Here is a 13229-nt window from a genome sequence, read left to right as displayed (position 1 = left end):
GGATACTCTGATTCCATGACGACGCCCGAAGAGCAGGGGCCTGCGCTAGCTGGGGCCACGGACAGCATCCGTAGTGTAGAGCGCGCTGCCGCTGTGATCCAGGCGATCTCCGCCGCGGGCCGCAGCGGCAGCCGCCTGGTCGACATAGCCGCTGAGACCAAACTCTCCAAGACCACAGTTCACCGGCTGCTGGCAACGCTCTCCAAAATCGGCTGGGTCGAGCAGGACGACGAGTCAGGGACGTTCTTTTTGGGCCTGCCCCTGGTTGGTTACGGAAGCGCCGCAGCAGACAGGCACGGACTACTTGACGTAGCTGAACCACACCTGCTCCGCCTCGCTGAACTGACCGGAGACACTGTCTACCTTTCGGTGCGTGCCGGCAACAAGGCCCTCTGCATTGACCAGGCCGTAGGGTCTTTCCCCATCCGCACTCTCAACCCGCGCGTCGGCGACCGGCTCCGGCTCGGAACCTGCGCCGGGAGCCTTGCCCTGCTGGCATGGCTCGGTGACGACGACATCGAACGAATCATCCGGGACGATGCTGATCACCCCGGTGGAAACCTTGGCCTTGAATCCACCGTGGTGCGTCAGATGGTCGATGAGGCCCGGGCCAACGGATATGCGTATTTCCCCGGGCTCCTGATCCCGGACTCTGCCGGTCTTGGGGTTCCCGTCTTGGGAGCAGACGGAGACCCTGTAGCGTCGCTCAGCGTTGCCGCAATAGAACCGCGCATGACCGAGCCCCGGCGATCTCAAATCGTCGAGTGGTTGCAGCAGGAGGCTGCCGCCTTCTCGGAAGCCCTGATCGAACTTGATCCCCGCTTCAGCAACAGCAGCATGCGCCGCCTCAGCGTCAACGGCTGAACCGGTCCGCGACGGGAAGCGAACGCTCGCTGAAACTGTTGCCTCATCGAAGCTGACGCACAAGCGATCGTGCAAGGTCCTCGTTGGCGTGGGGCCCAGAATAAACAAATTCTCCGCGGCCAGCGAGGTTGTGGCAGGTGCCGAGGCAAGACCCCTGGTCACTAGTGGCACCCAAAACCCTCTGCCCCCTTCCGCATTTCAGCACGGCTGGTAGCCACAGGGCTGATTCCTATCACTGGCATCGAGCCCTAAGGCAGGAAACCCGCGCTCCGGAATAACGCAAAGAATGGATCAAGACCATGGTTGCTGAAGCACTCGAGGTAAGGACCGGGCTGGGCTACTTCCCAACGCCCGTGCACCCGCTCGACCGGTTCTCGGAGGCTCTTGGGAGTCCCACACGGATCTGGATTAAGAGGGATGATCAAAGTGGTCTCGCGCTTGGAGGCAACAAGGTCCGCAAGCTCGAATACCTCATCGGCCAGGCACAGCGCCTTGGAGCAACCACCTTGGTGACGTGCGGGGCAATGCAGTCAAACCATGCAAGACAGACTGCCGCGGCCGCAGCCCGGGTTGGCCTTAAATGCGTCCTTGTACTCGGACCAGGAGCGCTCTCCGATGCGGACTACCGCAACTCGGGCAACGTGCTTCTTGACCGCATGTTCGGTGCAGAGATCAAGTTCGTCGGTTCGGAGCTAACGCTCGCCGAGGAGCTCCAACTCGCAGTGGAGTCTGTCCGTGAGCGCGGCGAAACTCCGTACGCTATTCCTCTTGGGGGTTCCACCGCCCACGCTGGACTCGGATACGTCCAATGCGCAGAAGAGATCATGGCCACGGGAATTAAATTCGACGCAGTGGCATTGGGTACCGGCAGCGGAGGTACCCAGGCAGGGCTTCTGAGCGGATTCCGGTTTTCGGGTGATACGACCGCGGTGGTCGGCTTCAGCGTGGCCTTCCCGGAACATCCCCAGCGTGAAGCAGTCCACCGGCTAGCCCTTGACACCTCCGCCCTGCTGGGTGCCGATCAAGCAAACCGCCCAACGATGGACGACGTCACAGTGGATGACCGGTTCATCGGCCCCGGCTACGGATTACCCACTGATGAGATGTTGGACGTCGTGCACCTCTTGGCCCGAACCGAGGGAATACTTCTGGACCCGGTATACACCGGCAAGGCCATGGCAGGTCTGGTTGCCGGGATCCGGAAAAAGGAACATGGGTTTGGCTGCGTCAGCGACATCCTGTTCCTCCACACAGGAGGCCAACCTGGTCTGTTTGGTTATCGCGCGAGCGTAGCCGGCAGGGAGGAACCGTAAGGAGTTTTAGCCGAAAGGAGCGGCGAGTCCCGGCAAGGTCGGAACAAGGCAGGACAGGACAACCCGGGTTGCCCCGGCTTTGCACGGTCGCCCGATCACTAAAGATGCGGAATGCATCAACGAAAGATGTATTCATGAGCTTGCAACCCTGCACTGAATGGCGATTGGTTCAAGGCGCGATGGTTGAAGTCCGGCTTGGCCGGTGCCTGTACCGCGCCGGCTTAGTCGATGCCGTGATGCCCGACGACTCAGGTATTTGGCTTGCCGCCGACGGAATCCACTCCAGGGAGTTCATCGAAAAGGCTCAAGGCTACAGTCTGTGGACCAGCTTGTTCTACTACCAGCCCGGCCGCACAGAGCATCAACCGCAGACCTCGACTCGGGCACACTGAAACTGGCTGGCATCCAAACTTCTGCGATAGCCGGTCGAACCCAACAGGAGGACGTGACGTCATGAAGGGTCAGAATTGGCCTGGTATGGCTGACGAGGAGTCAACCCTTGTGGAGTACTTGAAACAACGCGCCGATGATATCGGAGAGTTGTTGGCCCGGCGCTACCGGGAAGACATCGTTGAATACCGCTCTTTGCCGGAGGGATTCATCGAGCAGGACGTGGCACCCACCGCGCGCCGAAACCTTGAGGTGATGCTCCACTGCATCGAATCCAGTGAGGAGCTGACCAGCGACCAACTGCTCCCATTCAGGGAAAGTGCCATTCGGCGCTTTCGACAAGGGGTCCCGATTCAAGCGCTTCTTCATGCTTACCGGCTGTGGGGGCACACTGTGTGGGAAGAAGTTTTGGCGGCCCCACAAACGCACGATAATCCTGAATCGGCGCTGACTCTCGCCGGCATGATCATGAAGCACGTTGACCTCGTGTCGACCGCTGTAGCCCAGTCGTACCTCAGCGAGGCGGCGGGACTGATTCATGACCGCGAAATGGGTCGACGGGATTTGCTGGAAGCACTGGTTGATGGAAACGTGCCGAGAATCTCACGGCATGCGAAGCTGCACCGGTTGGAGATGACGGGCCGCTATCAGGTCCTGCTACTGCGGTGGGCAGCCCGTTCCGCGGCTGCTTCGGAATTCCTCCGTGATTCCCTCGAAATCGTGACGGCCCGGCTCTCAGAACCCCCGTTCCGGTTGGCGCTGGTTGGTGTGCGCAACGAGGAGATAGTAGCGATCCAGGACCTCCGCACACCGACCGGGGATAGATTTCGTGCACGGCTAAATGATTTGGCTGCGGCCTTGCCCAATTTCGTCCTAGGTGCTGGCAGGCCCCACGACGGTCTCGCCGGAGTGGCACGCGGCTACGTAGAAGCCCAGAACGCGATCGCATCGGCGCCCCTAGACAAGTCTGAACCACGCGCATACCTGTACTGCGACACACTCCTTGATCATCTGGTGAGGACCAGCGCATTCCGCAATGACCTTGCCGAAGAAACAGTGACCCCGCTTCGCAATCATGACGCAGCTCGACACACGTCACTGCTCGCCACGCTCCGGGCGTACGTTAGGGCGGATTTCAAGCTGGTTCAAGCCGCGGAGGCCCTCAGGGTTCAGCCCAATACCGTGAAATACAGGCTCCAAAAGATCCAAGAAATAACCGGGCACGACCCTTTCAACGCGGAAGATCTCACACTCCTCGCCCTGTCCCTCAGACTGCAGGACACCGAGGATCAACTAGACGTTCATTGAATGCTCGAACCAGCTCGCCTGGTACACGAGGTGCCACTGCGTTAAGCGCAAAAAACACCATGAAACTTGGCGTTTCCCCGTAGGGACACCAACGGGTCAGCACTCCTACGGTTGTCAGACCATCAGTCGTGACCTGAAACACAATGAAGAGCGTCAGGAGAAGTTGTGACCATCACATCCGCAAGCCCTACCCAAGGATTGGTGTGGCAGCCGGGTCCCACCGAAATCGGGCGCAGCAGAATTTTGAAATTTGCTGCCGCTGCAGACTGCGCCACAATAAGCGAGCTGGGTGCCAAAGCATATGAAAAGCCGTCCTGGTTTTGGGGAACCGTTTCGGAGTGGCTGGAGCTGGACTGGCAGGAAACCCCTACCGCCACACTCGATCAGCTGGACGAGCCTCATGCGACGAAATGGTTCGTAAACGGCAAATTCAACGCCGCGGACAACGCTGTACACCGGTGGGTGAGGGCCGGCCGTGGAAATGAAACCGCACTCGCCTGGGAAGTCGAAAACGGTGAAAGCGGAAAGTGGACGTTTGACGAACTCGCTGCCGAGGTAGACCGGGTCAGCAGAGGACTGCTGAATTCAGGTGTGAAGTTCGGGGACACCGTCGGAATTCAGTTGCCAATGGTCAAGGAAGCGGCGGTGGCTCAACTCGCCTGCGCGAAAATCGGGGCTATTTCCGTGCCGATCTTTTCCGGTTTCGGGGCAACTGCTGTTGCTGACCGTCTAAGGATTGCCGGGGCGAAGGCCCACATTGTTGCCAATGGCTTCGACCGCCGCGGGCGGGTCGTGGCCTTGCGCCAAGAAGCAGCAGCGGCTCTGCAAGGCGTCGAGTCACTTCTCACTACAGTCGTCGTCACCCTTGCACCAGGAAATAGCGACCCTGCTCTGCCTGGGGAAGTGGCGTGGGAAGCGTTGGGAGCCGAAGCTCCGGCAGCTCCGCTGGAAGCAGCCACCTGTCCGGCAGATCATCCCCTTCTCATAGCCTTCACGTCGGGTACAACAGGTGCTCCTAAGGGGATTGTCCTGAGCCACGCCGGGTTTGCTGTGAAAGCGGCCAGTGATGTCGCCTTCAGTTTCGATGTTGGACGCGGAGACGTGGCCATGTGGGTGACAGATCCGGGCTGGATCATGAGTCCCATAACTGTTCTGGGAGGCCTTATTGCCGGTAGTTCCGTGGCACTCTACAGTGGCAGCCCTGACTTTCCTTCCGCGGGTCGAATCTGGGATGTGGTCCGGAATCTTAACGTCACGATGCTCGGGGTATCGCCCACTCTGATCAGGTCTCTCATGACGCAGGATCCGGATGCAGCCAATATCGACCTCGGAAGCCTGCGTGTGCTGGCGTCGAGTGGCGAGGCGTGGACTCCTGACGCTTATGAATGGTTGTTCGAGCGCGTGGCCCAGGGTCAACTTCCGGTTATAAACTACAGCGGCGGCACCGAGGTTTCGGGCGCCATTTTGACCAACTTCACCGCCCAGCCCATCCACCCCTGCGGCTTCGCAGGTCCTTTGCCCGGAATGGGCGCGGATGTCGTGGACGCTGACGGGAACAGCGTGGGAACCGGCATCGGTGAGCTCGCACTGCGTCGTCCCTCACCGGGCATGCCGATCACTTTCTGGGGAGCACCTGAACGGTACTACTCGACCTACTGGAATCGATGGGCCGCCACCTGGTTCCACGGCGACTGGGTTGAGGTAAACAACGAAAAAGTCTGGTTCGTGCGGGGCCGCAGTGACGACACCCTCAAAATCGCAGGCAAACGCCTTGGACCTGCCGAGGTTGAGTCTGTTGTTAACAGTGTTCCCTCTGTGATGGAGTCCGCTGCCATCAGCGTCCCGGACCCCATCAAAGGCGAAGCCTTGGTGATTTTTGCAAGGGTGGCCCCCGGGACGGAGAACACGCGCGAACTTGCTCAGATCATCTCCGACGTCGTCTCCAGAGACCTGGGCAAACCGCTCAAGCCAAAACTCGTCCATGTTGTAGACACGCTACCCAGGACGCGGAGCGGGAAAATCCTTCGACGCGTTATCCGGTCCGTGTATCTGGGGGAAACGCCGGGGGATACCTCCTCACTTGAGGACCCGGCCTCCCTGTCGGCCATAGGAGGCGGTCGGTGACGCTTCGTCAGCGGTGTGCCGTGGTCGGGGTTGCCGAGATTCCTCCCACTAGATCAACGCCCGGCGTTACAACGCTGGAGATGATCGCTCGGGTATCCAGAATGGCCCTCAAGGATTCCGGCCTGGCCCCTTCGGATATTGACGGCCTCATAGTCGGTCCCCAAGTTGGGGAAACACCGCAGCACGTTCCTGCGACCGTGGCGGAGTATCTGGGCCTGCAACCCCGTTTCGCCGACATTGTTGACCTCGGTGGCGCCACTGGGGCGGGAATGGTGTGGCGCGCGGCTGCGGCGATTTCCGCCGGCATGTGCGAAACCGTCCTTTGCGTCCTAGGCAATACGCGTGACCCTGGGAGTGCTACCCGGTCACCTAACCGCAACCCGATCCGGGAATTCGACGTACCCTATGGAGCCAGCGGCGCCAACCAGGCATACGCCATGATCGCCCAGCGCCACATGGCCGAGTTCGGCACCACACCGCAGCAACTGGCCCAGGTCCCCGTCAAACAGCGGGCCAACGCAATGCTCAACCCGGCTGCAGTATTTCATGGCAAACCCATCGCCACTGATGACGTCCTGAATTCACCGATGGTCATGTCACCACTGCGGCTTCTTGAGATAGTCATGCCTTGCGGCGGCGGAGCAGCCGTCATCGTCACCTCCTCTGACCGGGCCAAAGACATGGAGAAAGCGCCCGTCTACGTGCTCGGGGCGGGAGAACGAGTGACCCACCGCGCGCTCAGTCAGGCACCCGGATTGACCACGTCTCCTTTGGCTCCGGCCATCAGTGACGCCTACTCCATGGCCGGAATAGGCCCGGCGGATATCGACTTCCTTTCCATCTATGACTGCTACTCGATCGTCGTTGCCATCACCGTGGAGGACGCGGGTTTCTGCGCCAAAGGCGAAAGTGGAGCCTGGCTGGAGGCACATGACTTCTCCATCAACAGCAAACTTCCCATCAACCCCCACGGTGGTCAGCTCGCAAGCGGTCAGGCTGATCTTGCCGGAGGCATGGGACACATCGTGGAGGCCGTCCGCCAACTCCGAGCAGAAGCAGGGGAACGCCAGATTACGGACCCGGACATTGCCCTCGTCACCGGAAACGGAGCAACGATGAGTGAAGAAGTCGCCCTTGTCCTGGGAGGTGCCAATACATGAAGACTCCCACTGACACACGCCTGATTCCCAAGCCGGGATTTGTATTCACTTCCCGAAGTTCTCCCTACTGGCAGCGGGCATCCGAGGGCGAGCTGCTGCTGCAATGTTGCAGGGATTGCGGACATCTTCAGCATTACCCTCGAAGCCTCTGCGTAAGGTGCTGGTCCAACGATCTCGATTGGCAAGAGGCCGCAGGGACCGGAACCGTCTGGACCTATACCGTGGTCGCCATTCCCGGTCATCCTGCCTGGGGGCCGCAGGTGCCTTACGTCTTGGCCCTGGTCGAACTGGACGAGGGTCCACGCCTCATGACGAACATCGTCGCCTGCCCACCCGACACCGTCTACTGCGGGCAGGCAGTCAGGCTTCTTCCCGGCAGGGATGAGACGGATAACCAAACCCTGCTTCAGTTCACCCCCATCCACTAACGATCAACGAGGATCGGATCATCATGTCAACAGAAAGCACTGAAACGCTCGAACAAGCAGTTACCCGCCGCCGTGCGCGCATCGCAAGCTTCGTGGGAACGACAATCGAGTGGTACGACTTTTATCTGTACGGCACTGCCGCGGCCCTTGTCTTCAATCAACTGTTTTTCCCGTCATATTCAGCCATGGCAGGAACAATGATGGCGCTGCTTACGTTTTCAGCGGGATTTATCGCCCGCCCCCTGGGTGGTGTCATCATGGGCCACTTCGGGGACAAGATCGGCCGCAAAGCCATGCTGGTCTCCTCGCTGCTCGTCATGGGACTCGCGACAACGCTGATCGGGTTTCTCCCGACGTACGCCTCCATCGGAATATGGGCGCCCATCCTTCTCCTGCTGCTGAGAATGATCCAGGGCTTCGGAGTCGGCGGAGAATGGGGCGGAGCAGTCCTCGTGGCGGTTGAGAATGCGCCTCCCGAAAAGCGTGGCTTCTTCGGAGCATGGCCTCAGGCAGGGGTTCCGGTCGGGCTCCTGCTGGCAAACGGTGTCTTCATGGCCTCCAGCCTGATGCTGTCTCCAGAAGCCTTCCTCGCATGGGGCTGGCGCATCGGTTTCGTCGGATCCGCCCTGCTGATCGTCGTCGGCCTGGTGATCAGGTTGAAAATGGAGGAAACGCCGACCTTCCAGGACGTCAAGGACAAGGGCGAGGTAGCGAAGTTCCCGGTCCTCCATGTCCTCCGGACCCAGTGGCGGGCAGTGGCACTGGCGGTGGGTATCAAGATGTCCCAGAACGCCATCTTCTACATCATCACGGTCTTCGCGCTGACCTACGCAAGTACAGCGTTGGGACTTCCGCAGTCGGTGGCCCTAATCGGCGTGCTTATTGGTTCAGTTGTGAGCAGCTTCACCCTCCTCATTTCTGGCTGGCTGTCCGATCAGTACGGCCGACGCCGTGTGTACATGATCGGCGCGGTTCTTTCTGCGCTCTTTGCCTTCCCCTTCTTCATGCTGATGGGCACCGGCAGCGCCATCCTGATCTGGCTGGCCATCGTGGCTGGGCTGGTCTTCCACGACCTGATGTACGGCCCGCAAGCCGCGTACATGGCCGAAATGTTCGAACCGAATGTCAGGTACACAGGTGCGTCCCTCGGGTACCAGATAGCATCCACCATCGCTGGTGCTGTGTCCCCGGTTCTTGCCGTATTCCTCCTCAGCATTTCTGACAATCAGCCGTGGCTGGTGGCTCTCTACATGATTGGAATGAGCATCATCACTATCGTGGCGACATGGCTCTCCCCGGAGACCCACCGCGGAAACCGACGCAAAGGGGCCCCCCTTGCGGTTAAGGCAAAGGCGAACGAAATCCAGGTTCCAGCAACTGCAGGACGCGACTGACCATGCACTTTGGGCGGGCAAACCGGCAGCAGGCCTTGATCGCCCTTGTGCAGATCCTCGGCCTCGCTGTCTGGTTCTCTGCTTCCGCAGTGGTCCCTACCCTGCAGCGCGAATGGGGCATCAGCGCCGCGGCCGGCGTATGGCTGACCGCGTCGGTGCAGGTCGGCTTTGTTGCCGGCGCGGTCACGTCAACGGTACTGAGCCTTGCTGACAGATTCCGGCCGCAGGTGCTGCTGGGCACCTGCGCCGCCGGGGCCGCCCTCACCACCGCCGCTCTGGCAGCCTTCGTGGACAGTCTGCTTCCGGCCATCGCGATCCGGTTCCTGACCGGCGTCTTCCTGGCAGGCGTTTATCCCGTCGGTATGAAGCTGATGGCGTCATGGTCTGCCCCTGCACTACGGGGAAAAGCCTTCGGAGTCCTCATAGGAGCCTTAACGCTGGGATCCGCCGTACCGCACCTGATCAGCAGCATGGGCGATCTTCCATGGCGGAACGTCATGGCTTCCGCCGCAGCGCTTGCCGCCACCGGTGCCCTGACTGCGGTCGTGGCTATTCGGCCGGGGCCCTACGCCGAGACAGCCAGTGCCAGGCCAAACCGCCGCTATGCCCTTGCCATGTTCAAAGAACAGCGCCCTAAGCTGGCGAACATCGGCTACTTCGGGCACATGTGGGAGCTCTACGCACTCTGGACCTGGCTCCCGATGTACCTGCTCGCCAGCCAGGGAGGCAAGGACAGCACTCTCCAAACAGGGCTAACAATGTTTCTTACGATGGGAGTCGGCGGGGCAGCCGGCGCCCTGTTCGGAGGATGGGCCGCGGATCGCTGGGGACGGCCCAAGGCAGCCGCCATGGCCCTGGCAGTGAGTGGGAGCTGCTGCCTCCTGTCTCCCCTGATGTTTTGGGCCGAAGGCATCCCCATGCTGATTTTTCTCCTCGTTTGGGGAGCCGCAGTCATCGCCGATTCCGGTGTCTTCTCAACATCGCTGAGCGAAAATGTCGATCCGCGGTACATCGGAACAGCGCTCACCACCCAGACCGCCATCGGATTCCTCCTGACAGTAGTCACCATCCAGCTCGTCCCACTGTTCGCGGCGATCGTCGGATGGCAGTACGCCTTCGTTCTGCTGCTTCCCGGCCCTCTGATCGGCGTTCTGGCAATGCGCAGGCTGGCAAGAACCGAACCCCCTACAAGAAAGGTCAATCATGACCCCCATTCAGACCCGCTCCCAGCCCAAGGTCGGGCAGACTGCCCAATTGTCGCGAAGGATTACTGACAGCGACATTGTGCTGTTTACGCAAATAAGCGGCGACCATAACCCCCTGCATTACGACACTGCGGCAGCAAAGGCCTCGCGATTCGGCGAAATAGTTGTCCAAGGCGGAGTGACCAGCGCCATCCTGAACGCCGTCGTGGCGGAGGAACTACCCGGACCGGGCACCGTGTTTTTGAACGTGAACTGGGACTTCAAGGCACCCGTCCGGCCAGGAGACGTGATCACCGGACACGTCGAAGTCACCGAAGCGCGTGCCGACAAGCCGATCACGAAGCTTCGGACGTCCGTTGTGCGCGATGACGGAACTGTAGTACTTGAAGGCACCGCCGTCTGCTACACAATGGACCTGGGCATGGGGGAGGACGAGTCGTGACATCACCCCGCATCCCCGTCCTCGTCTCGGCCGCGCGGACCGCCGTAGGAAAATTCAACGGCGCCTTACGGACCGCCTCCGCCATCGATCTGGGGGCCGCCGCGGTGGAAGGGGCATTGGAGCCCTTGAACGGACTCGTCCCTGACCACATTTTCCTCGGCAATGTCGTCCAAGCCGGAAACGGACAGAACCCCGCCCGTAGCGCAGCAGTGAGGGGAGGCGTCCCGCCGACGGTACCGGCCACCACCCTCAACAATGTCTGCTTGGCAAGCATGACCGCTGCCAGCCTGTCCGCGACTCTGATCCGGTCGGGAGAGCTGGACACGGCACTTGTGGGCGGATTCGACTCCATGAGCCGCGCCCTCCACGGAATCCAAATCCGGCAAGCGGGGGTCTTCGGTGACCGCCAGGTCATCGATCTACTTTCTAAAGACGGCCTCTGGTGCGCCCTTTCCGATCGAGGCATGGGACCCCTTTCGGATGAGTCGAACACTGAGCTGGGAATTTCCCGTGCCGACCAAGATGCCTTCGCACTTCAAAGCCATCTCCGCGCCGCCCGAGCGGCCCAGGATGGCCGCTTCAAAAAGGAAATTGTCCCTTTCCAAGGACTTGTGGACGACGAGGGGATCCGCCCGGGCGCTACCCTGGACAGGCTCGGGCAGCTAAAGAGTGCATTCTCCGAGAGAGGGAGCATCACAGCCGGGAACGCTTCCCAAATGTCCGATGCAGGCGCCGCAGGAATCATCATGAACCTAGGGCTCGCCCGAGACCGCGGCCACACGGCCATGGTGGAAATTGTAGACGCAGCGACGATAGCTGGCCCTGACTTCTCGCTCCACCTCAAACCGGCAGAAGCTGCAAAAAAGCTATTAAAGAGGAACAAGCTCAACGCTGCCGATATCGGTCTCTGGGAAATCAATGAGGCCTTCGCCGGCGTGGTCCTGGCATCCGTCCGGGAACTGGACATCGGCATGGAACGGGTAAACGTCAACGGCGGCGCCATCGCATTGGGCCACCCCCTGGGGGCCTCAGGATTCCGCCTAATACAAACACTGGCCAGAGAAATGATGGACTGCGAAGTGGACTTAGGTGTGGCAGCAATCTGCGGGGGAGGAGGCCAAGGCCAGGCCATTCTCCTCAAACTGATTTGATGCCTGCCCAAGCTGACCTCCCTCCAGCTTCCGTGGTTCAGTGCTGACTGCAGCTGCAGTCCTGGTTGCGTCCGCGGTTCATCGTGTAGGTGGGATCGGTTTCGCGCTCGTGGCGATGCCGGTCCTGATCCTGCTTCTGGGCCCCACCGATGGAATGCGACTGGGACTGCTGTTAGGACTAATGGTTTCGGTAGCAGCCCTCGTACAGACATGGCGTGCAGTGGACCTTCGGACCACTGCACTCCTGACTCTCCCAGCACTGGGCAGCATTCCACTGGGAGCGCTCCTGGCACATGCGCTCAATTTGTCTGTTCTTCTCATGGTGGTCGGCACATTACTGGCATCACTACTCTTGGCCGGTCCGGCAACGAGTCACATAGAGAAGTTGAACGGGCGGGTGTCATTGCCCTTAGGAACGGGATTAGTTGCGGGCTTCATTCACGGTTTGTGCGGGCTTTCGGCTCCTCTGCTGACCGCCTACGCCATCACATGCGGCTGGACCAACCAGAGATTTGTCGCATCCTCACAGGTCGTCTTCGTATTTTTCAACGTGGCCTCACTTTTAGCATGGGGATGGTCGAGTTCTCTGTTGCTCCAATCCGCCATCCTGAGTCCCGTGCTATTGCTCGGTGTCTGCGCCGGAGCCTTTGTCCGCAGCCGCATCACGTCCAAGACAGCCACAGCGATTACTCTAACCGTCGCCTGGGCCAGTGCGCTCGGAGCTATCGCTAAGGGCCTTATGGCCTGGTAGCAGTGCGGAATTCAACAATCGAGCAGACACGCCATGAAGCTTGGGATTTTAGCGACAACGGCCCCGTTGCGTTAAATGCAACGTTTCTCAGCAAAGTCTTCGTTTCGTCCTGACGACGCGTGAGTCGAATCACTTTATGTTTTTAAGCAGTGGCTAGGTGCCAGAGGCTGCCGAACGCCACCCCTGCCTCCGATTCCGGAGCTCAATCAAGGAGATCAACGATGACTGCAGCATTTGAGCCCACCCAGCAGACACCCGAACAGCAGGCCGCCGCCCTGGAGCTCGAGTGGGCTGCCAACCCGCGTTGGGAAGGCGTAACCCGTGACTACAAGGCAACGGATGTCGTCCGTCTCCGCGGCCGGGTCTCCGAAGAGCACACCCTGGCCCGCCGCGGCTCCGAGAAGCTGTGGAAGCAGCTCACCGAGGAGCACAAGGAAGGCAGGTACATCAACGCTTTGGGCGCCCTGACCGGAAACCAGGCCGTCCAGCAGGTCAAGGCGGGCCTGCGCGCCATCTACCTTTCCGGCTGGCAGGTCGCCGCGGACGCCAACAACTCCGGCCACACCTACCCGGACCAATCCCTGTACCCGGCCAACTCGGTTCCCACCGTGGTCCGCCGCATCAACAACGCCCTGCTCCGCGCCGACCAGATCGAATTCTCCGAAGGCATCCAGACCGTCGAGGACTGGCTGGTCCCGA

At 60.5% G+C, this 13229-nt stretch carries 12 protein-coding genes and 1 pseudogene; all 13 read left to right on the top strand.

Going from position 1 to position 13229, the window contains the following annotated elements; genetic code table 11:
* Positions 1 to 15 precede the first annotated feature (15 nt).
* Complete coding sequence (locus AC5RWD_RS20500) at positions 16 to 864, top strand: IclR family transcriptional regulator (protein WP_494021777.1); 849 nt, start codon at positions 16 to 18, stop codon at positions 862 to 864.
* A 299-nt stretch (positions 865 to 1163) separates the two neighbouring features.
* A complete protein-coding gene (locus AC5RWD_RS20495; RefSeq protein ID WP_494021776.1) occupies positions 1164 to 2177 on the top strand; it encodes a D-cysteine desulfhydrase family protein in 1014 nt (337 codons plus the stop codon).
* Positions 2178 to 2311: 134 nt separating this feature from the next.
* Positions 2312 to 2569, top strand: a complete 258-nt coding sequence (locus AC5RWD_RS20490) for a hypothetical protein (protein ID WP_494021775.1) — start codon at positions 2312 to 2314, stop codon at positions 2567 to 2569.
* Between the two features lie 85 nt (positions 2570 to 2654).
* Positions 2655 to 3875 carry a PucR family transcriptional regulator gene (locus tag AC5RWD_RS20485; protein ID WP_494021774.1) on the top strand — a complete coding sequence of 407 codons (1221 nt, stop codon included), beginning with the start codon at positions 2655 to 2657 and terminating at the stop codon, positions 3873 to 3875.
* 165 nt (positions 3876 to 4040) lie between these two features.
* Positions 4041 to 5999 carry an AMP-binding protein gene (locus AC5RWD_RS20480; protein ID WP_494021773.1) on the top strand — a complete coding sequence of 653 codons (1959 nt, stop codon included), beginning with the start codon at positions 4041 to 4043 and terminating at the stop codon, positions 5997 to 5999.
* 101 nt (positions 6000 to 6100) lie between these two features.
* Positions 6101 to 7159, top strand: coding sequence for a thiolase family protein (locus AC5RWD_RS20475; protein ID WP_494021772.1), 1059 nt, complete (start codon positions 6101 to 6103; stop codon positions 7157 to 7159).
* Entirely contained in the window at positions 7156 to 7587 is a 432-nt protein-coding gene (locus tag AC5RWD_RS20470) for a Zn-ribbon domain-containing OB-fold protein (RefSeq protein ID WP_494021771.1), read from the top strand. The genes AC5RWD_RS20475 and AC5RWD_RS20470 overlap by 4 nt, the downstream gene beginning before the upstream one ends.
* Positions 7588 to 7610: 23 nt before the next feature.
* Positions 7611 to 8981 (top strand): MFS transporter, encoded by a 1371-nt coding sequence (locus AC5RWD_RS20465; RefSeq protein ID WP_494021770.1) that lies wholly within the window; start codon positions 7611 to 7613, stop codon positions 8979 to 8981.
* 2 nt (positions 8982 to 8983) lie between these two features.
* Positions 8984 to 10255: an MFS transporter gene (locus AC5RWD_RS20460; RefSeq protein ID WP_494021769.1), complete on the top strand. Its 1272-nt coding sequence runs from the start codon at positions 8984 to 8986 to the stop codon at positions 10253 to 10255.
* Complete coding sequence (locus AC5RWD_RS20455; protein WP_494021768.1) at positions 10185 to 10628, top strand: MaoC family dehydratase; 444 nt, start codon at positions 10185 to 10187, stop codon at positions 10626 to 10628. Before AC5RWD_RS20460 ends, AC5RWD_RS20455 begins: the two co-directional genes overlap by 71 nt.
* A complete protein-coding gene (locus AC5RWD_RS20450; RefSeq protein WP_494021767.1) occupies positions 10625 to 11779 on the top strand; it encodes a thiolase family protein in 1155 nt (384 codons plus the stop codon). The genes AC5RWD_RS20455 and AC5RWD_RS20450 overlap by 4 nt, the downstream gene beginning before the upstream one ends.
* 40 nt (positions 11780 to 11819) lie before the next feature.
* Complete coding sequence (locus tag AC5RWD_RS20445; RefSeq protein ID WP_494021766.1) at positions 11820 to 12530, top strand: TSUP family transporter; 711 nt, start codon at positions 11820 to 11822, stop codon at positions 12528 to 12530.
* Positions 12531 to 12751: 221 nt separating this feature from the next.
* Positions 12752 to 13229: pseudogene (locus AC5RWD_RS20440) on the top strand (isocitrate lyase); the annotation flags it as partial.

The sequence above is a fragment of the Arthrobacter sp. CMU6 genome, assembly GCF_059090205.1.
This window is presented reverse-complemented; position numbering and strand designations above follow the sequence as displayed.

What these genes read in the sequence shown, in the direction of transcription:
- AC5RWD_RS20465 (WP_494021770.1), top strand. Translation starts at nt 7,611, where the DNA reads ATGTCAACAGAAAGCACTGAAACGCTCGAACAAGCAGTTACCCGCCGC.
- AC5RWD_RS20500 (WP_494021777.1), top strand. Translation starts at nt 16, where the DNA reads ATGACGACGCCCGAAGAGCAGGGGCCTGCGCTAGCTGGGGCCACGGAC.
- AC5RWD_RS20470 (WP_494021771.1), top strand. Translation starts at nt 7,156, where the DNA reads ATGAAGACTCCCACTGACACACGCCTGATTCCCAAGCCGGGATTTGTA.
- AC5RWD_RS20475 (WP_494021772.1), top strand. Translation starts at nt 6,101, where the DNA reads ATGGCCCTCAAGGATTCCGGCCTGGCCCCTTCGGATATTGACGGCCTC.
- AC5RWD_RS20460 (WP_494021769.1), top strand. Translation starts at nt 8,984, where the DNA reads ATGCACTTTGGGCGGGCAAACCGGCAGCAGGCCTTGATCGCCCTTGTG.
- AC5RWD_RS20455 (WP_494021768.1), top strand. Translation starts at nt 10,185, where the DNA reads ATGACCCCCATTCAGACCCGCTCCCAGCCCAAGGTCGGGCAGACTGCC.
- AC5RWD_RS20490 (WP_494021775.1), top strand. Translation starts at nt 2,312, where the DNA reads ATGAGCTTGCAACCCTGCACTGAATGGCGATTGGTTCAAGGCGCGATG.
- AC5RWD_RS20485 (WP_494021774.1), top strand. Translation starts at nt 2,655, where the DNA reads ATGGCTGACGAGGAGTCAACCCTTGTGGAGTACTTGAAACAACGCGCC.
- AC5RWD_RS20495 (WP_494021776.1), top strand. Translation starts at nt 1,164, where the DNA reads ATGGTTGCTGAAGCACTCGAGGTAAGGACCGGGCTGGGCTACTTCCCA.